This window comes from Roseovarius nubinhibens ISM (assembly GCF_000152625.1).
GTDB lineage: Bacteria > Pseudomonadota > Alphaproteobacteria > Rhodobacterales > Rhodobacteraceae > Roseovarius > Roseovarius nubinhibens.
On record NZ_CH724156.1, the window covers coordinates 568,135 to 588,079 of the forward strand.

Annotated in this window: 17 protein-coding genes; 8 read left to right on the forward strand and 9 right to left on the reverse strand. The window is 64.3% G+C overall.

Annotated elements, in window-relative coordinates:
• Positions 1 to 41: 41 nt before the first annotated feature.
• Genes ISM_RS02880 through ISM_RS02890 form a run of 3 tightly spaced genes read right to left on the reverse strand, consistent with a single transcriptional unit; the run spans position 42 to position 4,519 of the window.
• A complete protein-coding gene (locus ISM_RS02880; protein WP_040617794.1) occupies positions 42 to 1,370 on the reverse strand; it encodes an aspartate aminotransferase family protein in 1,329 nt (442 codons plus the stop codon).
• Entirely contained in the window at positions 1,367 to 2,125 is a 759-nt protein-coding gene (locus ISM_RS02885) for a beta-keto acid cleavage family enzyme (protein ID WP_009812608.1), read from the reverse strand. Before ISM_RS02885 ends, ISM_RS02880 begins: the two co-directional genes overlap by 4 nt.
• 3 nt (positions 2,126 to 2,128) lie before the next feature.
• A complete protein-coding gene (locus ISM_RS02890) occupies positions 2,129 to 4,519 on the reverse strand; it encodes a GcvT family protein (protein ID WP_040617795.1) in 2,391 nt (796 codons plus the stop codon).
• Positions 4,520 to 4,676: 157 nt separating this feature from the next.
• Here ISM_RS02890 and ISM_RS02895 point away from each other — a divergent pair, with 157 nt between their 5' ends.
• The 4 genes from ISM_RS02895 to ISM_RS02910 all read left to right on the forward strand — a co-directional run bounded on the left by ISM_RS02895 (position 4,677) and on the right by ISM_RS02910 (position 9,765).
• On the forward strand, positions 4,677 to 5,564 hold the full coding sequence (locus tag ISM_RS02895) for a MurR/RpiR family transcriptional regulator (RefSeq protein ID WP_009812610.1): 888 nt from the start codon (positions 4,677 to 4,679) through the stop codon (positions 5,562 to 5,564).
• A 92-nt stretch (positions 5,565 to 5,656) separates the two neighbouring features.
• Positions 5,657 to 6,628 carry a TAXI family TRAP transporter solute-binding subunit gene (locus ISM_RS02900; protein ID WP_009812611.1) on the forward strand — a complete coding sequence of 324 codons (972 nt, stop codon included), beginning with the start codon at positions 5,657 to 5,659 and terminating at the stop codon, positions 6,626 to 6,628.
• 96 nt (positions 6,629 to 6,724) lie between these two features.
• Positions 6,725 to 9,340, forward strand: coding sequence for a TRAP transporter permease (locus tag ISM_RS02905; RefSeq protein WP_009812612.1), 2,616 nt, complete (start codon positions 6,725 to 6,727; stop codon positions 9,338 to 9,340).
• On the forward strand, positions 9,337 to 9,765 hold the full coding sequence (locus ISM_RS02910) for a universal stress protein (RefSeq protein ID WP_009812613.1): 429 nt from the start codon (positions 9,337 to 9,339) through the stop codon (positions 9,763 to 9,765). Before ISM_RS02905 ends, ISM_RS02910 begins: the two co-directional genes overlap by 4 nt.
• A gap of 129 nt (positions 9,766 to 9,894) precedes the next feature.
• Here ISM_RS02910 and ISM_RS02915 read toward each other — a convergent pair whose 3' ends face one another.
• Together ISM_RS02915 and ISM_RS02920 are read right to left on the reverse strand one after the other, a co-directional pair.
• Entirely contained in the window at positions 9,895 to 10,656 is a 762-nt protein-coding gene (locus ISM_RS02915) for an ABC transporter permease (protein WP_009812614.1), read from the reverse strand.
• Entirely contained in the window at positions 10,653 to 11,582 is a 930-nt protein-coding gene (locus tag ISM_RS02920; protein WP_009812615.1) for an ABC transporter ATP-binding protein, read from the reverse strand. Before ISM_RS02920 ends, ISM_RS02915 begins: the two co-directional genes overlap by 4 nt.
• A gap of 224 nt (positions 11,583 to 11,806) precedes the next feature.
• Between ISM_RS02920 and ISM_RS02925 the strand changes: the two genes are divergently transcribed.
• The gene (locus ISM_RS02925; RefSeq protein ID WP_009812616.1) at positions 11,807 to 12,787 is read left to right on the forward strand and encodes a DMT family transporter; all 981 of its coding nucleotides are present in this window, start codon (positions 11,807 to 11,809) and stop codon (positions 12,785 to 12,787) included.
• Positions 12,788 to 12,881: 94 nt separating this feature from the next.
• Here the strand turns inward: ISM_RS02925 and ISM_RS02930 are convergent, their stop codons facing one another.
• From ISM_RS02930 to ISM_RS02940, 3 genes are all read right to left on the reverse strand, one after another.
• The gene (locus ISM_RS02930; RefSeq protein ID WP_009812617.1) at positions 12,882 to 13,256 is read right to left on the reverse strand and encodes a cupin domain-containing protein; all 375 of its coding nucleotides are present in this window, start codon (positions 13,254 to 13,256) and stop codon (positions 12,882 to 12,884) included.
• 30 nt (positions 13,257 to 13,286) lie between these two features.
• Positions 13,287 to 14,528 carry an NAD(P)/FAD-dependent oxidoreductase gene (locus ISM_RS02935; RefSeq protein WP_254655637.1) on the reverse strand — a complete coding sequence of 414 codons (1,242 nt, stop codon included), beginning with the start codon at positions 14,526 to 14,528 and terminating at the stop codon, positions 13,287 to 13,289.
• 121 nt (positions 14,529 to 14,649) lie between these two features.
• A complete protein-coding gene (locus ISM_RS02940; RefSeq protein WP_083780885.1) occupies positions 14,650 to 15,429 on the reverse strand; it encodes an IclR family transcriptional regulator in 780 nt (259 codons plus the stop codon).
• A 256-nt stretch (positions 15,430 to 15,685) separates the two neighbouring features.
• Between ISM_RS02940 and ISM_RS02945 the strand changes: the two genes are divergently transcribed.
• The 3 genes from ISM_RS02945 to ISM_RS02955 all read left to right on the forward strand — a co-directional run bounded on the left by ISM_RS02945 (position 15,686) and on the right by ISM_RS02955 (position 18,871).
• Positions 15,686 to 16,684: a taurine ABC transporter substrate-binding protein gene (locus tag ISM_RS02945; RefSeq protein ID WP_009812620.1), complete on the forward strand. Its 999-nt coding sequence runs from the start codon at positions 15,686 to 15,688 to the stop codon at positions 16,682 to 16,684.
• 109 nt (positions 16,685 to 16,793) lie between these two features.
• Positions 16,794 to 17,600, forward strand: coding sequence for a taurine ABC transporter ATP-binding protein (locus ISM_RS02950; RefSeq protein ID WP_040617797.1), 807 nt, complete (start codon positions 16,794 to 16,796; stop codon positions 17,598 to 17,600).
• Complete coding sequence (locus tag ISM_RS02955) at positions 17,597 to 18,871, forward strand: ABC transporter permease (RefSeq protein WP_009812622.1); 1,275 nt, start codon at positions 17,597 to 17,599, stop codon at positions 18,869 to 18,871. Before ISM_RS02950 ends, ISM_RS02955 begins: the two co-directional genes overlap by 4 nt.
• Before the next feature lie 137 nt (positions 18,872 to 19,008).
• On the opposite strand, the gene ISM_RS02960 is transcribed toward ISM_RS02955, so the two are convergent.
• Complete coding sequence (locus tag ISM_RS02960; RefSeq protein WP_083780886.1) at positions 19,009 to 19,941, reverse strand: LysR substrate-binding domain-containing protein; 933 nt, start codon at positions 19,939 to 19,941, stop codon at positions 19,009 to 19,011.
• Positions 19,942 to 19,945 lie beyond the last annotated feature (4 nt).

A 19,945-nucleotide genomic window follows, 5' to 3' on the forward strand; every position in this document is an offset into this window, starting at 1 on the left:
AAGCCCTAAAATGTACCCCATACATGGGCGCGCCTACCCCGTCACACAGAGGCAAGCACCCGGTCCACCGCCCGCCCCAGCGCGTCGAGCGCACCGTCAAGCTCGGCCTCGCTGGCAATGAACGGCGGCGCGAGCAGCACATGATCGCCCTGCCGCCCATCCCGCGTCCCCGCCATCGGGTAACAGACAAGCCCCTCGTCAAACGCCGCTTTCTTGAGCTTGCCCGCCACGCCCAGCGCCGGATCAAAGGGCGTCTTGCCGTCGCGCTCGGCCACGAACTCGATCCCCCAGAAAAGACCCCGCCCGCGAATATCGCCGACATGGGGATGCTGGGCAAACCGCGCCCGCAGCGCCGTCTCGAAATACGCGCCCCGCGCCTGCACCTGCGCCACCAGATCCCGGTCGAGCAATTCCTGCAGCACCGCAAGCCCCGCCGCCGCCGCCACCGGATGCCCCAAATAGGTATGCCCATGCTGGAAAAACCCGCTACCCCCGGCAATCGCGTCATAGATCGCCTTGCTGCAGAGCATCGCGCCAATCGGCTGATAGCCCGCGCCAAGCCCCTTGGCGATACACAGGATATCCGGCGCGATCCCCTCCGCCTCGCAGGCAAAGAGATGCCCGGTCCGCCCCATGCCGCACATCACCTCATCAAGGATCAAGAGCACGCCATACTTATCGCAAATCTCCCGGATGCGGGCGAAATACCCCGGCGCCGCCGGCACCGCCCCAAGCGTCGCGCCGACCACCGGCTCGGCGATAAAGGCCATAACCGTTTCCGGCCCAAGCCGCAGGATCTCCGTCTCGAGCGCATCGGCCGTGCGTTGCCCATAGGTCTCGAGGCTCTCGCCCTCGCGCCGCTCGGCATATTCATAACAGGCGTCGATATGGCTCATCTCGGTCAAAAGCGGCGCGAACTGCGCCCGCCGCCAAGCGTTGCCGCCCGCCGACAGCGCCCCGAGCGTGTTGCCATGATAGCTCTGCTTGCGCGCGATGAGATGCCGCCGCTGCCCCTCGCCCCGCTCGAGGTGGTACTGCCGCGCCAGCTTGATCGCGCTTTCCACCGCCTCCGACCCGCCGGAGACGAAGAACACCCGGTCGAGATCACCGGGCGCGTGCGCGATCAACAGATCGGCCAGCGCCTCGGCCGGCTCGGAGGTGAAAAACCCGGTATGGGCAAAGGCCAACCGCTCCACCTGCGCCTTGATCGCCGCCACAACCCGTTCGTTGGAATGCCCGAGACAGGACACCGCCGCCCCGCCCGAGCCGTCAAAATAGCGCTTGCCGCTGGCATCGATGAGAAAACAGCCGTCGCCGCCCACCGCCACCGGATTGTCGCTCTTGCAGTGCCGGGGAAATACATGGCTCATGATTTGTCTCCTTCGATCGTTTGCAGCAACCGGCGCACCGAGGCCGCGTTATCCGCATGGGGGACGCCCTCGGCATCCACCAACGCGTTTTCAAACCCCACCCGCAGCGCGCCGCCCAGCCGGGCCGCCTCTGCGAGACAGGCATGTTCCGCCGCGCCAAAGGCGCAGATCATCCAGTCACCCACCCCCGGCAGCGCCTCCAGAAACGGCGCAATCCCCTGCGGTGTCGAGGCCGGGCCATCCTCATAGCGACCCAGGACAAAGATCACGCTCTCCTTCCCCGGCCGCACGGTGCCCCGCGCCTGCCAGTCGCGCAACAAAGCGGCATCCGCCGTGTCGTAAAGGATATGCTGTATCTCGATCCCTTCGTCCGCACAGAGCCCATAGAGCCGCTCGGCAAGCTCCGGCGCCCGCGCCATCTCGCGCACCGAGACCGAGGCCCAGCCCGGCCGCAGCGCCTCGAGACAGGCGAGCTGATCCGCCACCTCGAACATCCCGGCCGATTCCGTGGTGATCTGCACCCGCATCTCCGGCAGCACCCGGGCCATCTCGGCCAACGCCTCGGCATAGAGCCCGGGATCGAGCGCATGCCGCCCCGCCGCATCGCGCACATGCAGGTGCAGCGCCGCCGCACCCTCGGCATGACAGGCCGCCGCCGCCGCCACCGTCTCTTCGATGCTCACCGGCAGGGCGGGATGATCCGCCTTGCCGCGCCGCGCCCCGTTCGGGGCGACCATGATAAAGGGTTTCTCCATGGCTCAGCCTTTCATCCATTGTCCCTCGGGATCGACCAGCGGCCCCCGCGTCACCGTCGCATCAAAAAGCTTGCGCGCAATATCCACCTGCACCCGCGCCCCAGAGGCGAGCGTCCGCCCCACATGCGCCAGCGCCACGGGCCGGCCCACCCGGTGACCAAAGGCACAGGTGGTGGTCTGGCCGATGAGCTCGCCGTCGAGATAGATCGGCTCATGGCCCAGCGGCTGCGCCTCCACATCGTCAAGCGTCAGCGAGATCACCCCGTTGACCGCCCCCTTGGCGCGGCGCGCCTCCAGCGCCTCGAACCCGGTGAACCCGCCCGCTTTACGGCAGGCAAACTCGAGCCCCGCCTCGATCGGCGACACATCACTGTCGAGCTCATGCCCCATGGCGCAGAACCCTTTTTCCACCCGCATCGCCGTCTGCGCATAGAGCCCGGCAGGCACCGCCCCCGCCGCGGTCAGCGCAGCATAGAGGGCCGGCGCCTCCACCGCCGCCACGGTCAACTCCCAGCCCGCCTCGCCGACATAGGACAGCCGCGCCCCGCGCAGCGCGATGCCCGCCAGCGTCGCCATCCCATGTTTGAAATAGCCAAGCTCGCATAGCGCCTCGCCGCCAAGAGCACGGGCGATCTCCACCGCTTTCGGCCCCATCAGCCCGAGCACCGCCCAATCCTCGGTCACATCGGAGACCGAGACATCGAACCCCTCGCTGGCGCGGCTGAACCAGGCCAGGTCCCGCTTGATCGCATTGGTGCCGGTGAACAGGCGATAATGATCCTCCGCCAGCCGCTGCGCGGTGATGTCGCTCTCGAACGTGCCCCGCGCGTTGAGCACGGCACTATAGATCACCGACCCCGGCTTGCGCCCCATATAGCCGGCACAGGCTTGCAGCAGGAAGGCCTCGGCCTCCGGGCCGCGCACATCGATCTTGCCAAAGGGCGAGGCGTCGAAAATCGCGGCCCCCTCATGGGCGGCGCGCACTTCGGCGGCGACATTGCCGAACCAGTCGGGCCGCTCAAAGCTCATCCGCGGCTCGGCGGTCTTGTTGAAATAGAGCGGCCGCTCCCAGCCATAGACCTGCCCGAAATGCGCCCCCGCCGCCCGGTATTCGGCGTCAAGCGGCAGCGCCCGCAGATTGCGCGCGGTGGCGAGCTGACGACCGGGATAGGCGATCTCGTAATGGGTGCCGAGGATTTCGGGCGCCCGCGCCATCAGATGATCGAGCGAATTGAACACCGGGGCAAAGCGCTTGGCATCCGCCTCGCCAAGATCATAGGCGGTGTGGCCATGCACGATGCAATGCGCCAGGTTCATCCCGGCGCCGCCACCCGAGGCCATGCCGACCGAATTGAGCCCACAACCGAGAAACAGCCCCCGCGTCTCCGCCGTCTCGCCGAGCATGAACATGCCATCGGGGGTAAAGCTCTCGGGCCCGTTGAGCAGCATCTTGACCTCGGCCGTCTCCAGCGCTGGCAGCCGGTGCAGCGCGTTCATCATCATCGGCTCGAAATGGTCCCAATCCTCGGCCAGAAGACCGAATTCGAAACTCTCGTCGAGAATGCCGGGCGCGATCGGCTTGCCCATCGGTTCGAAACAGCCGACCAGCAGACCGCCGCTGTCGTCCCGGATATAGAGATGGTTGTCATGATCGCTGAGCGTCGGCGTGTTGCCGACAATGCCCTCGATGGGCTTGGTCAGCAGGTAGAAATGTTCGCAGGCCAGCGCCGGAACCTCGGCCCCCGCCATCGCCCCCGCCTCGCGCGACCAGAGCCCGGTGCAGAGCGCAATCGCATCGCACATGATCGTGCCCTGGCTGGTCTCGACCCCGACGACCCGTCCGTTCTCGGTCAGGATGCCGGTGACGCCCGTATCCTCGAAAATCTTCGCGCCAAGCCCCTTGGCCGATTTGACCAGCGCCGCGCAGACATCCGAGGGCGACACCCGCCCGTCATCGGGCGACCAGACCGCGCCGATCACATCCTCGGCATTCATCAAGGGCCAGCGTTCCTTGGCCTCGCCCGGGCTGATCGAGCGTGCATCGATCCCATAGGCATGGGCCAGCGCCTCTTGCCGCAGGATATGGGTGAGCCGCCCCTCGCTGGTGGCAATCGACAGGCTGCCCTTCTGAATCCAGCCGACATTCTGCCCGGTTTCCTGTTCGAGCTGCGCATAGAGATCGACGGAATACTGGATCATCCGGGTCAGGTTGCGCGAATGGCGCAGCGCCCGCACCTGCGCCGCCGAATGCCATGTGGTGCCGCTGGTGAGCTTGTTGCGCTCGACGAGCACCGCATCGGTGACCCCCATCTTGGCAAGGTGGTAGAGCGTCGAACACCCCATGATGCCGCCGCCGATGACGACGACCGAAGCGTGCGAAGGTAATGCGGCCATGTCGGATAATCCCATTGAATTCATGTGTGCGGGCCACCGCCTGTCGACCGACCCGGATTGCGTGTATTTACCCTTGATCGGATTACAAATCCGGTCAACTCTCACATAAAATAACAGATGTTATGAACACTCGAGACCGCGAAAGGCGACGATTCCCATGGACCCGGCCCAGAAAACCCGAACGATTTCAGCCCTCAAGGAGGCGCTCCCCGACCTCTCGCCACGGCTGCGCATCGTCGCCAAATACATCGTCGACCATCCCTCGGACTTCGGACTCGACCCGATCCGCGAGACCGCGCGCAAATGCGGGGTGAGCACCTATACCCTCGTGCGCATGGCGCGACGCATGGGGTTTGGCGGCTATGAGGAGCTGCGCGAACCCTTCCGTCAGTCGCTGGTGCTGTCCAATGTTCTGGTCGAACGGCCCGGCTGGCTGGAAGAGCTGCGCGAACGCGGCACGCTCGGCCGGGTTCAGGCCGATGCCGCGCTCAATTCCATGGCCATCGTCCAGCGCTCGCTGCATCAGCAATCGCCGGCCCAGATGGAACGGGTCGCCGCCATGCTGCTCGAGGCGCGCCATGTCTATCTCACCGCCGTGCGCGCCAGCTATGCGCTCGCCTATTACTTCCATTATGTCGGGCGTATGGCCCTGCCATCATTGCAATTAATTCCGCGTCACATGAACAGCGCCATCGACGAGCTCAACTACGCCAGCGATCAGGACGTGATGATCGCCATCACCTTCACCCCCTATTCGCGCGAAACCATCGAGGCCTGCAAATTCGCCCGCGCCAAGGGGGTCAAGCTCATCATGCTCTCCGACAGCGATGTGATCTCGCCCGAATTCAGCGCCGATGAAACGCTCATCGCCTCGGTGCTCTCGACCCATCATTTCGGCTGTTACTCCGGCGCCTCGGCGATTATTGAGACCCTTCTCGCGCTGCTCGTCGAACAGGGCGGGAGCGACGCGGTGCGTCGAATCAAATCGTATGAGGACTTACGGATCAACAACAACGCCTACTGGATCGCGCAAAAAAAACATTAGTTTTCAGGTGACAATGAAAATAACTTCATCGACCCTCGCAAGACGCAATCCAGTCGTGGATTCGAGTGACGACTTCAGGGAGTAACCAAACAATGCACATCAAACACACTGTCTTTGGCGCGCTGACCGCCGCGGCCCTCGGCCTCGTCGGCACGGTAGCCGCTGCCGAACAGCGCTTCATCACCATTGGCACCGGCGGTGTCACCGGCGTCTATTACCCCACCGGCGGCGCGATCTGCCGTCTGGTGAACAAGGGCCGCAAGGAACACAACATCCGCTGCTCGGTCGAATCGACCGGCGGCTCGGTCTACAACGCCCGCACCATCCGCCAGGGCGAGCTCGATTTCGGCGTGGTTCAATCGGACGTGCAATTCGCCGCGCTGCAAGGCACCGGTGCCTTTGCCGAGGACGGCGCCTTCGACGGGCTGCGCGCCCTCTTCTCGGTCCACCCCGAGCCGATGCATGTGATGGCCCGCGCCGACAGCGGCATCACCGACACCGCCAGCATGAAGGGCAAGAAGGTCAACATCGCCAACCCCGGATCGGGCACCCGCGTTCTGGCCGAAACCCTGCTGAAATACGAAGGCATCTCGCCCGATGATTTCGCCCTCGCCGCCGAGCTGAAATCCTCCGAGCAATCAGCGGCGCTCTGCGATGGCAAGATCGACGCGACGATCTGGGCCGCCGGCCTGCCCAATGGCTCGAGCCAAGAGGCCACCTCCTCCTGCGAGGTCACGATCATCCCGCTGCAAGGCGAAGGCATCGACAAGCTGCTCGCGGAAAACCCGGCCTATGCCAAGGCGACCATCCCCGGCGGCATGTATCCCGGCAACCCCGACGACATCCCGTCCTGGGGCCCCAAGGCGACCTTCGTGACCTCCGCCGACACGCCCGATGACGTGGTCTATGCGCTGGTCTCGGCGATCTTCGAAAACTTCGAGGATTTCAAACGCCTGCACCCCGCCTTCTCCAATCTCGTCGAAGCCGAGATGATCAAGGACGGTCTCACCGCGCCTCTGCACCCCGGTGCCGAGAAATACTATCAGGAACGCGGCTGGAAGTGAGCCGTGCCTGCTAGGCAATGATCTGGCCTTGGGCGCCCTCGCCGGTGCCCGGGGCCTTTGCGTTTCAGATAACAAGTAAAAAAATGGGAGAGGGACATGGGGAAACCGCTAGATAACGGCACCGGGGATACCGGGCCGGACGACACCAACCTCGAAGATTTCGTCGCCGACAGCGACACCGGCGGCCGCCAGCCACAGGACGCATTCGGCCGTGCCGCGCTCTGGTATATCCCGCTGGTCTGGTCGCTCTATCAGCTCTGGATTGCCTCGCCGCTGCCCTTCATTCTCGGCGTTGGCGTGTGGAACGACACCCAGACCCGCGCCATTCACCTCGGCTTTGCCGTGCTCCTGGCCTTCCTCGCCTTTCCCGGCCTGAAATCGAGCCCGCGCCACCATATCCCCGCCGTGACCTGGGTCGTGGCGATCATCGGCGCGCTGGCCGCCTCCTATCTCTTCTACGCCTATAGCGGCGTCGCCGCGCGTTCCGGCGCGCCCAACACCACCGACATCATCGTCGCCGTGATCGGCATCGTGCTGCTGCTCGAAGCGGCCCGGCGCTCGCTCGGCTTCCCGCTGATGGGGGTGGCGCTCTTCTTCCTCGCCTATGTCTTCTTCGGCTCCTGGTCGGGCCTGCCCGAAGTGGTGCAGTGGAAAGGCGCCTCGCTCGAAAAGGCGATGTCGCATATGTGGCTCACCACCGAAGGCGTCTTCGGCGTGGCGCTCGGCGTCTCCTCGGGCTTTGTCTTTCTCTTCGTGCTCTTCGGCGCGCTGCTCAACCAGGCAGGGGCCGGCAATTACTTCCTGAAACTCGCCTTCGCGGCATTGGGCCACCTGCGCGGCGGCCCGGCCAAGGCGGCCGTCATCGCCTCGGCGGCGACCGGGCTGATCTCCGGCTCGTCCATCGCCAATGTGGTGACCACCGGCACCTTCACCATCCCGCTGATGAAAAAGGTGGGCTTTCCCGCGACCAAGGCGGGCGCGGTCGAGGTCTCGAGCTCGATCAACGGCGTGCTGACCCCGCCGGTGATGGGGGCCGTGGCCTTCCTGATGACCGAATATGTCGGCATCTCCTATGTCGAGGTGGTCAAGACCGCCATCGTCCCGGCGGCGATCTCCTATATCGCGCTGGTCTATATCGTCCATCTCGAAGCGCTCAAGATGGGCATGACCGGCACCAGCCGGATGCACCCGCTCAAATTCATGCTCGGGGCGATCTTCATCATCGCCATCTCGATCGTCATCGCCGGCGGCACGCTCTTTCTCTGCGGCGTGATCGTCGATGTGATGCAATCCCTGCTGGGCGAGGCCTCGACCTGGGTGATCGTGGTGCTCATGGCGGTGGCCTATCTCGCCGCCGTGCGCTTTGCCGCCAAGGGGCCCGATCTCGACGCCAGCGCCGAGAGCATGGAATCGCTGCCCCCCACCGGCGAGATCTTCAAGACCGGCATCCATTACATCATGCCGATCCTGCTGCTCATGTACCTGCTGATGATCGAGCGCAAATCGCCCGGCCTCTCGGCCTTCTGGTCCTCCATCGCGATGCTGGTGATCCTCGCCACGCAAAAACCGCTCAAGGCCTTCTTCCGCGGCCAGACCGACGTCATGGCGCGGCTCCGCGAAGGCTATGACGACATCACCGAAGGTCTGATCATCGGCGCCCGCAACATGATCGGCCTCGCCGCCGCCATGGGCGTCGCGGGCATTATCGTCGGCGCCGTCACCCTCACCGGCATCGGTCAGGTCATGGCGGAATTCGTCGAATTCCTCTCCGGCGGCAATCTGCTCGCGATGCTGTTCTTCGTGGCGCTGATCTCCATCGTCCTCGGCATGGGCCTGCCGACCACCGCGAACTATATCGTGGTCAGCTCGCTGATGGCCGGGGTGGTGGTCGAACTGGGCGCGCAGAACGGGCTCATCGTGCCGCTGGTGGCGGTGCATATGTTCGTCTTCTACTTCGGGATCATGGCGGATGTGACGCCGCCAGTGGGGCTGGCAAGCTTTGCCGCCGCCGCGATCTCCAAGGGCGATCCGCTGCGCACCGGCTTTCAGGCCTTCTTCTACTCGATCCGCACCGCGCTGCTGCCCTTCCTGTTCATCTTCAACACGGATCTGCTGCTGATCGACGTCGGCCCCTACAAGGCGGTGTTCATCTTCGTGGTGGCCACCATCGCCATGCTGCTCTTCGCGGCGGGGACGATGAACTATTTCCTGGTGCGCTCGCGCCTCTGGGAAAGCGCGGCGCTGCTCCTGGTGGCCTTCACCCTGTTTCAGCCGGGCTTCTTCCTCGACCGGCTGCAGCCTGAATTCGCCACCCGCGCCCCGGGCGAGATCTTCACCCTGGCCGAACAGGCCCCCGATGGGGCCTCGGTGCGGGTGCGCCTGATGGGCGAGGACCTCAACGGCGACCCGGTGGATGCGCGCTACCTGCTGCCGCTGGGCGAGGCCGGCGGCGATGGCGCGACCCGCCTCTTCGACGGGGCCGGCATCGAATTCCGCGAGGAAGACGGCGATCTCTTCGTCGACAACCTCAACTTCGGCGGCCCCTCGGAACAGCTCGGCATCGACTTCGACTGGCAATTGGCCGAACTCGAAGTCCCCGCCGACCGGGTCTACAAGGAGGTGTTCTACCTCCCGGCCCTGCTGCTTCTGGGCCTGATCGTCCTGCTGCAGCTGCGCCGCAAACGCCACGCGCCGGAAGGAGTTCCCGCATGACCAAACACATCCTCTGCGCCGTCGATCTGTCGCATATCGACACCGAAGACAAACTGCTGCGCGCCGCCGCCGATCTGGCCAAATTCTACGGCGCCTCGCTGAGCGTGGTGAGCGTGGTGCCCGATTACGGTATGTCCATCGTCGGATCCTATTTCCGCGATGGCACGATGAAAGAGGCGGTCGCCGCCGCCGACCAGCAGCTGCATGATTTCGTCCGCGACACCCTGCCCGATTTCGGCCGGGTGCAGCATATCATCGAGGTCGGCACGATCTATGAAATGATCCTCGGCGCGATCAAGAAGTCCAAGGCCGATCTCGTGGTGGTGGGGGCGCATAAACCCGACCTCATCGACCGGCTGCAAGGCCCGAACTCGGCCCGCGTCGCGCGCTACGCGCCGTGCTCGGTGCTGGTCTACCGCGGCTGATCCACCGCCCCACAACCGCAAAACGCCCGGCGCCTCTCAGGCTTCCGGGCGTTTTCTTTTGCCGCGCCTTCTTCTGGCCAGATACATCCCGGGGGAGGCCGCAAGGCCGGGGGCAGCGCCCCCAGACCCTCAGCTCCGGATGCGATAGCCGGTGCGGAAAATCGCATAGACCGCCAACAGGCACAGCCCGGTGAAGATCGCAATCGCCGCAAGGCTCGCCGCCACCGGCACATCCGCCATGCCAAAGAACGCCCAGCGGAACCCCGAGACGAGATAGACCACCGGGTTGAACAGCGTCACGGTCTGCCACGCCGGCGGCAGCATCGAGATCGAATAGAACGCGCCGCCGAGAAACACCAAAGGCGTGATCACCAACAGCGGGATGAGCTGCAATTGCTGGAAATTCTCCGCCCAGATCCCGATGATGAACCCAAAGAGCGAAAACGACACGCAGGTCAGGATCAAAAAGGCCAGCATCGCCCCGGGATGCGCGATCCGCAGATCGACAAAGAACCACGCGGTCAGCAGGATCACCACCCCGATCATCAGCGCCTTGGTCGCCGCCGCCCCGACATAGCCGATCACCACTTCGAGGAAATTCACCGGCGCCGACAAGAGCTCGAAGATCGTGCCGATGAATTTCGGGAAATAGATGCCAAAACTGGCGTTGCTGATGCCTTGGGTCATCACGCTGAGCATGATCAGACCCGGCACGATGAACGCGCCATAGCTCACCCCTTCCACCTCGGAAATCCGGCTGCCGATGGCCGCGCCAAACACCACGAAATAGAGCGTGGTGGAAATCACCGGCGACAGCAGGCTCTCCATCAACGTGCGAAAGAACCGCTTCATTTCATAGACATAGATCGCCCAGATCGCGTGCCAGTTCATGCCCCGCCCTCCTTGATGAGCCCCACGAAAATATCCTCAAGACTGCTCTGCGTCGTCGCCAGATCGCGCAGGCCGAGCCCCGCGGCGCTCAGATCCTGCAAGAGCCGGGTGATGCCGGTCCCCTCGCCTTGCGTGCTATAGGCATAGATCAACGTCTCGCCCCCCGCCCCAAGCCGCAGATCCCACCGCGCCAGCGCCTCGGGCAGCGCCGCCACCGGCTCGGTCAGCTCGATGGTCAGCTCCTTGCAGCCCATCCGCCGCATCAGCGCCGCCTTCTCCTCGACGAGCAGGATTTGCCCGCCATTGATCACCGCCACCCGGTCGGCAATCGCCTCGGCCTCTTCGATGTAATGTGTCGTCAGGATGATCGTGACGCCCTGCGCCTTGAGCTCCGCCACCACGTCCCACATGTCGCGGCGCAGCTCGACATCGACCCCCGCCGTCGGCTCGTCGAGAAACAGCACCCGCGGCTCATGGCAGAGCGCCTTGGCAATGAGCACCCGCCGCTTCATCCCGCCCGACAGCTCGCGGATCCGGGCATGACGCTTGTCCCAAAGGCTGAGCTGACGCAGGATCCGCTCGATGAGCGCCTCATCCTTGCCGTAGCCAAACAGACCGCGCGAAAACCGCACCGTGTTGATCACCTTCTCGAACGGCTCGAGCGCCACCTCCTGCGGCACCAGCCCGATCATCGCCCGCGCGCCGCGATAGTCCTCGACCACGTCAAACCCGCCGACCCGCGCCGTGCCGCCCGTCGGCTGCACGATGCCACAGAGCGCCGAGATCAGCGTCGTCTTGCCCGCCCCGTTGGGACCGAGCAGCGCCAATATCTCGCCCTCTTCAATGGCGAGATCGACACCCTTGAGCGCCTGAAACCCGCCCTTATAGGTCTTGGTCAGACCCGAAACCTCTACGATCGCCGTCATGGCCCTGCTCCTGCTGTGCTGCCAAAGGCCTAAGCCATCCGGTCGATGCGCGAAAGAGAGGATGTCGCAGGGGTCACCGTGCAGCCCTGCACAGATCCCCGCTGCTGATCCCACCTGTCAGCAGCCTCCCTTAGGCCCGCTCAGACCCGGGCCGCCAGACCCCGCCCACTTGCCGCGTGACAGCCCCGCCACCCCCGCCTAGTGTGACCGCGAAAGGAGCCCCCATGCACAGCGACGCGCCCAACCCCGCCATCGGCATCGCCTTCATGCTGATCGGCATCACCGCGATCTCGGTCAATGACATGCTGATCAAGTTCCTCTCGGGCGGCTACCCGCTGCATCAGATGGTCTTCACCCGCTCCGCCATCGGCATCCTCTTCAGCCTCGCGCTGGTCCGCTACGAAGGCGGCTGGCACCTCCTGCGCACCAAACGCCCCGGCCTGCATATCCTGCGCGGGCTGATGATCGTGACGGCCAACATGTCCTTCTTCACCGCGCTGGCGGTGCTCGATCTGGCGGAAACAACCGCGATCTTCTTTATCTCGCCCTTGCTGATCACGCTCCTGAGCATCCCGTTCCTGGGCGAAAAGGTCGGCCCCTACCGGATCGGCGCGGTGGTCGTGGGCCTCATCGGCGTGATCATCGTGACCCGGCCCTGGGCGGGCGGCGCCGAACGTGACGCGCCCTTCTTCGTCTATCTCTTGCCGGTGATCGGCGCGCTCGCCTATGCCATCACCCAGCTTCTGACCCGCAAGCTCGGCGTCACCACCCGAGGCTCGGCCCTCGCGGTCTATCTGCAAGGCATGTTCCTGATCGTCGGCGCGCTCTTCTGGCTCGTCGCGGGCGATGGCCGCTATCACGACATGGTCGAGGCCGAGAGCCTGCGCTTTCTCCTGCGCCCGTGGATCTGGCCCGAGGGCAATGACCGCTGGCTCTTCCTGACGCTGGGGCTTGTGGCGGGGGTGGTGGGCTATTCCATGTCGCAGGCCTATCGCCTCTCGAACGCCGCCACCGTCGCGCCCTTTGAATACACCGGCCTGCCGCTGGCGATCTTCTGGGGCTTCATGATCTTCGGCAATCTGCCGGGGCTGAGCACCAGCCTCGGCATCGCGCTGATCCTTGGCGCGGGGCTTTTCGTCTTCCTGCGCGAACGCCGTCTTGGCCGCCCCATCGCCGCCGCGCGCCGCACGCAAAAACGGCTCTGAGAGGTCTCGCAGGGGCACCGACGCGATACCGACGTAGTACCGCCGCGCTGCCGATGCCCCGTTTTCACCGGGTTTTCACCGGGGAGGCATCGCCTCAGACGAGGCTGCTCACCACGAAGGATTTGCGGATATAGCGCGGCACATGCCACTCCATCTCGAGCCCCGCCTGCATCACGAAACTGTCGCCCGCCTTGACGGTCCGGGTCTCGCCACTGGCCAAAACGGTGATCTCCGCCTCGCCCTCGAGGATGTGACAGAACTCGGTATAGCCCTCCATGGTGACCCGGAACCGCCCCTCGGTACAGTCCCACTGACCGAATTTCGACCCGGTCTGCGCATCGTCACAATAGAGCCAAACGCCCTCTTTCGCCTCGCCCGACACGAGCCGCTCGGTCGTCGGTTTCGTCACCTTCTCCACCTCGGGCTGCCCGAAAAGGACAAAGGCAGGTGCTGTCGCTTGATCTTTCATCTCACTGGTTTCCTTATGTAAATCGCGGGCCTACCGCGTTTCCAGATAATCCATCATCTTCATCGTCCAGATCGCCGGCCCCATGCCGAGCCGCTTGATCCCGCGCCACGGCACAGGCCGGATCGGCGTCACCGGAAAGGCCAGACTCTCCGCCGGCGCGCCAAGCGCCCGCTCCGCCAGAACCCGCCCCATCACCGACGACAGCGCCACGCCCCGCCCGTTATAGCCGAACCCCGCCAAGAGCCCCGGCTGCGGCTCATGCAGATGCGGCAGGTGATCATCGGTGAGCGCGATATGCCCGCCCCAGCGATACTCCCAGCGCACCCCCTTCAGCATCGGATAGACCCGTTCGGCATCGCGCCGGAGCCAGTCGAACCCGGCAAAGACATCCGGCTTCACCAGCCGCCCCATGCTGCCATAAACGATCCGATTGTCCGGCTCTCTGCGGCCAAACATGATGACCCGGCGGCTGTCGGAAATCGTGTGGCCTTGCGGCAGTATCTCATTGATAACACTGTCTTCCAGAGGCTCGCTGGCGATCTGCACCGGCGTCGCGGGCAGAAGCGAGCGGCGCAACCCGGGCACCAGATCGCTGCTATAGGCGTTGGTCGCCACGATCACCATCGGCGCCCGCACCACCCCCTCTTTGCTCCGCAGCTCCCAGACACCGCCAGAGGCCCGGCTGAGATCCGTCACCGGGCTCTGGCCAAAGATCCGCGCCCCATGTCGCCGCGCCGCCTCGGCAAAGCCCTGCGCCAGCATCAAGGGCTGCACCGCGCCGCCGCGCGGGCTCACCACCCCCGACCGATAGGCCCGCGTGCCCGCCATCGCCCACAGCGCCTCGCCCTCGACCAGCTCGAACTCCGCCCCCATCGCCCGCCACGCCGCCACATCGCGCAGCGCCGCCTGATGCGCCTTGGCCGAATGGATCACCCGGAGCCAGCCGTTTTGCCGCGCCTGACAGTCGATGCCATGCCGCGCGATCGTGTCAAAGAGATCATCCGCTGATTTGAGCGAGGCCTCCGCCAGCCGCTCGAAATGCTGCGCCCCGAGCAGCTTGCGCAGCTGTTCCGGCCCGTTGAACGGCATCATCGGGTTGACCTGCCCGCCATTGCGCCCCGAGGCACCCCAGCCGACATCGCCCGCGTCCACCACCACCACGTCGCTGCCCGCCTGCGCCAGCTCCAACGCCGCGCGCAAACCGGTGAACCCGGCGCCGATGATGGCCACATCGGCCCGTTGCTCTCCCTCGAGCCGGGGACTCGGGGCCACGAAGGGCGCGGTGGCCCGCCAAAGCGACTCTGGCCAGGGGCCTGCGATCCGGGGCGCTGCCATGATGATCTCTCACATTGCGGAACTGCCCTATCATTATGTGAGAGTTACCGGCTTTGCGTCAAGCCTCTTCCTCTTCCGGTGCCCAGCCGATCTGCTGCGAGATCCGCTTGACCCCGTCGAGCAGATCCCCCGCCCGCGCGATCACCGCCTCGGGGCTCGCATCCCGGTCCAGAGACCACAGCGACACGGCCGCGATCACATCGCCTTTTTCGTCCCGAACCGGGGCCGCCATGCCGGTGATCTGCAGGAACTCTTCGCGCAGCGCCGTGCCATAGCCCCGCGCCTGCGTCAGCAGCAGATCGCGCTCCACCTGCTGCCGCGAGGTGAGCGTATATTCGGTATATTTATCATAGGTGATCTGCCCCAGAAGCTCGTCCCGCCGGGCCGGGGGCGCAAAGGCCAGAAACACCTTGCCCGCCGCCGTACAATGCAATGGCGCATGGTCTCCCGCCCGCGCCGCGAGCCGGATCGGCACATGGTCTTCGGTGCGCAGATAGAGGATCGAATTGCCGTCCAGAATGGACAGCGCCGCGTTGAGCCCGGTCACGTCATTGAGCCGCAGCATCTCGTCCCCCGCGAGCTTTTGCAGATCGATTCGCCGCCAGGCCGAACGCGCCCATTGATGCAGCCGCGTCCCCGTCCGATAGGTGCGATTCGCCGTGTCATATTCCGCCAGCCCCTCGCTGATCAGCACCGCGAGGATGCGGTGACAGGAGGATTTTACGAACCCCGTAGCTTCGACGACTTCGGAAAATTGCATCGGCGTTTTTGCGACGGACAAAACATCCATCACCTTGGCGCATTTGCTGACGATTGAACTGCTTGGTGCTTTTGCCATGACATCGACCTCCCGTAATACGGAACTACTGGACATATGATTTCCTGACAAGTGGGTATTTAATGATGCCAGTTTTACGATTTCACTGCTCAAGTCGCCCGGCGTCTGCCCCAACGGCATTGACGGCGCTAACAGCGACAAACTAATCTCGCCCATCGGAATAGCATTCCGCAATGCGAAATAACAGATCGGGTCCTCCGGTGCGTGCCATGCGGCACAATCACCGGGCAAGCCCAACAGGAGAGAGAGAATTAACATGAAAAAATTGATGTCCGCCCTCGTGGCCGGCACGGCGCTGACCCTGTCGATGCAGGCCACCACCGCCCAAGCCATGGAAGAACTCACCGTCGGCTACTTCCTCGAATGGCCGATGCCCTTCCTCGCCGCCAAGGCCGATGGCTCCTATGACGAAGCCCTCGGCATGAAGGTCAACTGGGTGAGCTTCGAGACCGGCACCGCGATGAGCGCCGCCATGGCCTCGGGCGATGTCCAGATCTCGGTGAGCCAAGGCCTGCCGCCCTTCGTCGTCGCCACCTCCGGCGGCCAGGACCTGCAACTGGTCGACGTCGCGGTGAGCTATGCCGAAAACCAAGGCTGCGCCGTGCGCAAAGACCTCGAAATCACCAAGGACTCCGCTGGCGAACTGGCGGGCAAGAAAGTGGCCGTGCCGCTCGGCACCGCCGCGCATTACAGCTTCATCCGTCAGATGGACCATTTCGGCGTGCCGCTCGACAGCCTGCAGATCGTCGACATGCCGCCGCCCGAAGGTGGTAACGCGCTCGCTCAGGGCGCCGTTGACTTTGCTTGCGGCTATGGCGGCGGCTGGGCCACCATGCGCGAACATGGCGACGTCCTCCTCACCGGCCCGGAAAAGCAGGAAATCGGCATTCTCGTCTTCGACGTGACCTCGGTTCCCGCCTCCTTTGCCGCCGAAAACGGTGAAACCCTGGCCAAATTCCTCAAAGTGACCGCCGACGCCAACAGCGCTTGGAACGACGGCAAGAGCGACGAGATGCTGGCCGTCATCGCCGAGCAATCGGGTATGGATCTCGAAGCCGCGCGCAGCGCAATCGGCACCATGTCCTTCCCGACCATCGAAGAGCAGCTCTCCGAAGCCTGGCTCGGTGGCACCGCTGCGGGCTTCATGAAAGGCGTCGCCGATGTCTTCGTCGAAGCCGGCTCGATCGACTCGGCTCTGGACAGCTATGAAGGCGCGCTCAACATCGAGCCCCTGAAAGCCGCCCAAGGCATGTAAGGCCAAACCCACCGGCACCGGGTCTCCCGGTGTCGGTGACACCCCAACATACGGATGCGGGGGCCGCCTCGCCCGGGACGACTATAAAACGGAAACAGGTGGGGCCTTTATGACCGGACTTTCCATAGAAAACCTTTCCATGCGCTTCGAGCTGCCCGACGGCAGCGCGGTCCAGGCGCTCAAGAATGTATCGCTGCACCTCAAAGAAGGTGAGTTAATGAGTGTGCTCGGCCCCTCGGGCTGCGGCAAGACCACGTTGTTGAATATCGTGGCTGGGTTCCTTGCGCCCACCGAAGGCAAGCTGGTGATGAACGGCCACACGATCTCTGGCCCCGATGCCGAACGCGGCATGGTGTTCCAGAAGGGCGCGCTGTTCGAATGGATGTCGGTGCGCGAAAACGTGGGCTTTGGCCCCTCGATGAAGGGCATGCCCAAATCCGAGAAAGACGAGATCGTCAATCATCTGCTCGATGTCGTGGGCCTTCAGGACTTCAAGGAAAAGGCCGTCTACGAGCTTTCGGGCGGGATGCAGCAGCGCGTGGCGCTGGCCCGTTGCCTCGCCAATGACCCGGACGTGATCTTGATGGACGAACCGCTCGGCGCGCTCGACGCGCTGACCCGCGAAAAGATGCAAAGCCTCGTGCTCAAGCTCTGGAAAGAGACCGGCAAGACCATCATCCTCATCACCCACTCGGTGGAAGAGGCGCTGCTCTTGGGCGAACGGCTGGTCGTCATGGCCCCGCGCCCCGGCCGCATCCACAAGGAATACCGCCTGCCCTTCGCAGAGCTCGGCGTCGGCGCCGACCTGCGCGAGGTCAAGAAACATCCCGATTTCGGCCCCAAACGTGAGGAAATCCTCTCGATGATCTGGGACATGGAAGAGGAAATCATGGGCCGCACGGAGAATGCAGCATGACCGGGTTTTTCGTTCTCGCCATTTATGTGGGCATTTTCGTCGGCGCCTATCTGATTGTCACCAAGGTGATTCAGCGCGCCACCCTGCGCGACTACACCTCGCTCAAGACCGTGACCTTCGGCGATGAAAGCGCCGTGCGTCCGAACCGGGCGGCCGGGATCATCTCGATCTTCACCATCTTCTTCATCTGGGGCATGTTCACCGGCTCGAGCCTGCTGCCTCGCTTCCTGCACGCGCCCGCGCCTTTTGTCGGCACGGCCGAGTTCACCTACACCGCCGAGGCCAATGGCCAGCGCGATGACGCCACCGTCACCGTGGTGGTCTATCCGCGCGACGAAAAGGTCGACGCCCCCGAGGTCGATCCCGGCGACGGCTTTGCCAAGAACGATTCCGAGGCGATGGCGCAATGGCGTTCCGGCCTGATCCGCGTCGATGCCAATGACGAGATCAGCAAGAGCGACGGCGCCGAAGTGGTGGCCATCAACGGCCAGCCCATCACCCGTGGCGGCACCGTCAAGATCGACAGCGGCACGGTCACCCTCTCGGACAAGGGCACGCCCAACTATGCGCCGAGCCGGGGCTGGCAGATGGAGCCGCTCTACCTGCCGCCGCCCGAAGAGGTCTGGACCCGCACCATCCGCGTGCTCGACGAAGGCTTCCGCAACTTCACCCTCTGGGAACATCTCGGCTATTCGCTCTTCCGCGTGGTCGTGGGCTTCTTGATCGGGGCGCTGGTCGGCATCCCGCTGGGCTATGCCATGGGGCTGAGCAACTGGTTCCGCGGCTGGTTCGACCCGATCGTGGAATTCATGCGCCCGGTGCCGCCGCTTGCGCTGATCCCGCTGGTGATCATCTGGTTCGGCATCGGTGAGGCGGGCAAGATCATCCTGCTCTTCCTCGCGGCGCTCTGGATCATGGCCATTGCCGCCCGCTCCGGCGTGTCCGGCGTGGCGATCTCCAAGGTGCATGCCGCCTATTCGCTCGGTGCGAGCAAATGGCAGATCATGCGCTATGTCATCATCCCCAACTCGCTGCCCGAGATCTTTACCGGGGCGCGGGTGGCGATGGGCGTCTGCTGGGGCACCGTCGTGGCCGCCGAACTGGTCGCCGCCGAACAGGGCGCCGGCATGATGATCATGGTCGCCTCGCGCTTCCAGAACACCGATATCGTGATCCTCGGGATCATCCTCATCGGGGTCATCGGCTTTGGCATCGACATGCTGATGCGCTGGGCCGAACGGGTGCTCGTCCCCTGGAAGGGCCGCAGCTGATCCAACCGGTATCACGAGACAGCAAAGGCGGCCTCCGGGCCGCCTTTTTTATGTTCTCGCCCCCCGATTTGCGCACAGTCGCAAGACCGACGTGTTACCGACGCACTGCCGACAGGCCATTTTCGCGGCTTGTCCCCTCAGGCCGGCGCCCCGTCCCAATCCCTGAGCAGGGCCCGCAGATGCCCGACAAAGCTCTCGGCGGCGATCGACCGCTCGGATTGCGCATGGAATATCGCTGAAATATCAAAGGTCAGCTCATGGCTGAGCGGCCTCAGCCGCAGGCTCGGCACCGGGTGGTTAAAGGCCGTGTACTCATCCACCACCACCGCCCGCCCCAAGGACGCCGCCAGATAGGGCGCCGTGAACAGCGAATGCCCCATAATCTGCCGATCGAACGACAACCCCCGCTCCGCCAGCGCATCTGACAGGACTCGCCCGATCGGCCCCCGCGCGGTGAGATTGACCGTCGGCCGGTCGCAGAGATCCGCTAGATCAATCTCGGCCTTTTCCGCCAGACCCCAGCTCTCGGGGATCAGCGCCATGAGCCGCCCCTCCCCCAGCTTTTCCGACTGGATATCCGAGGTGAACACACCACCCGCCGCCAGCCCGATATCCACCTGACCATTGCGCAAAACCGAAAGCTGCTGCGACAGAATGCCGGTGTTGACCGAGAAATCCAGCGCCGGCATGTCCCGCAAAAGCCGCAAAATGGCCTGCGGGATGAAATAGGGCATCATCAGCGTCACCCCCATCACCGCAAGCCGCATCCCCGAGCCCTGCCGGATCGACGCCACCCGGCTTTCCAGCCGCGAAATCCCCTCGTCGAGAAACCGGCTGCTGTCATAGAGCGCATCCGCCGCCTCGGTCGGGACAAGCCTGCCCTTGTCCCGCAGAAACAGCGTGAGATTCATCACTGCCTCAAAATCATGCAAATGCCGGCTGACCGTAGGCTGAGACAAAAACATGTCCCGCGCCGCCTGCGAGATCGAGCCCGCTTTGTAGACCGCGCAAAACACCTGCAAACGTTGAAGAGTCACGCCTTTCATAGGCCGATGTCCCAGATAACCCATAGCA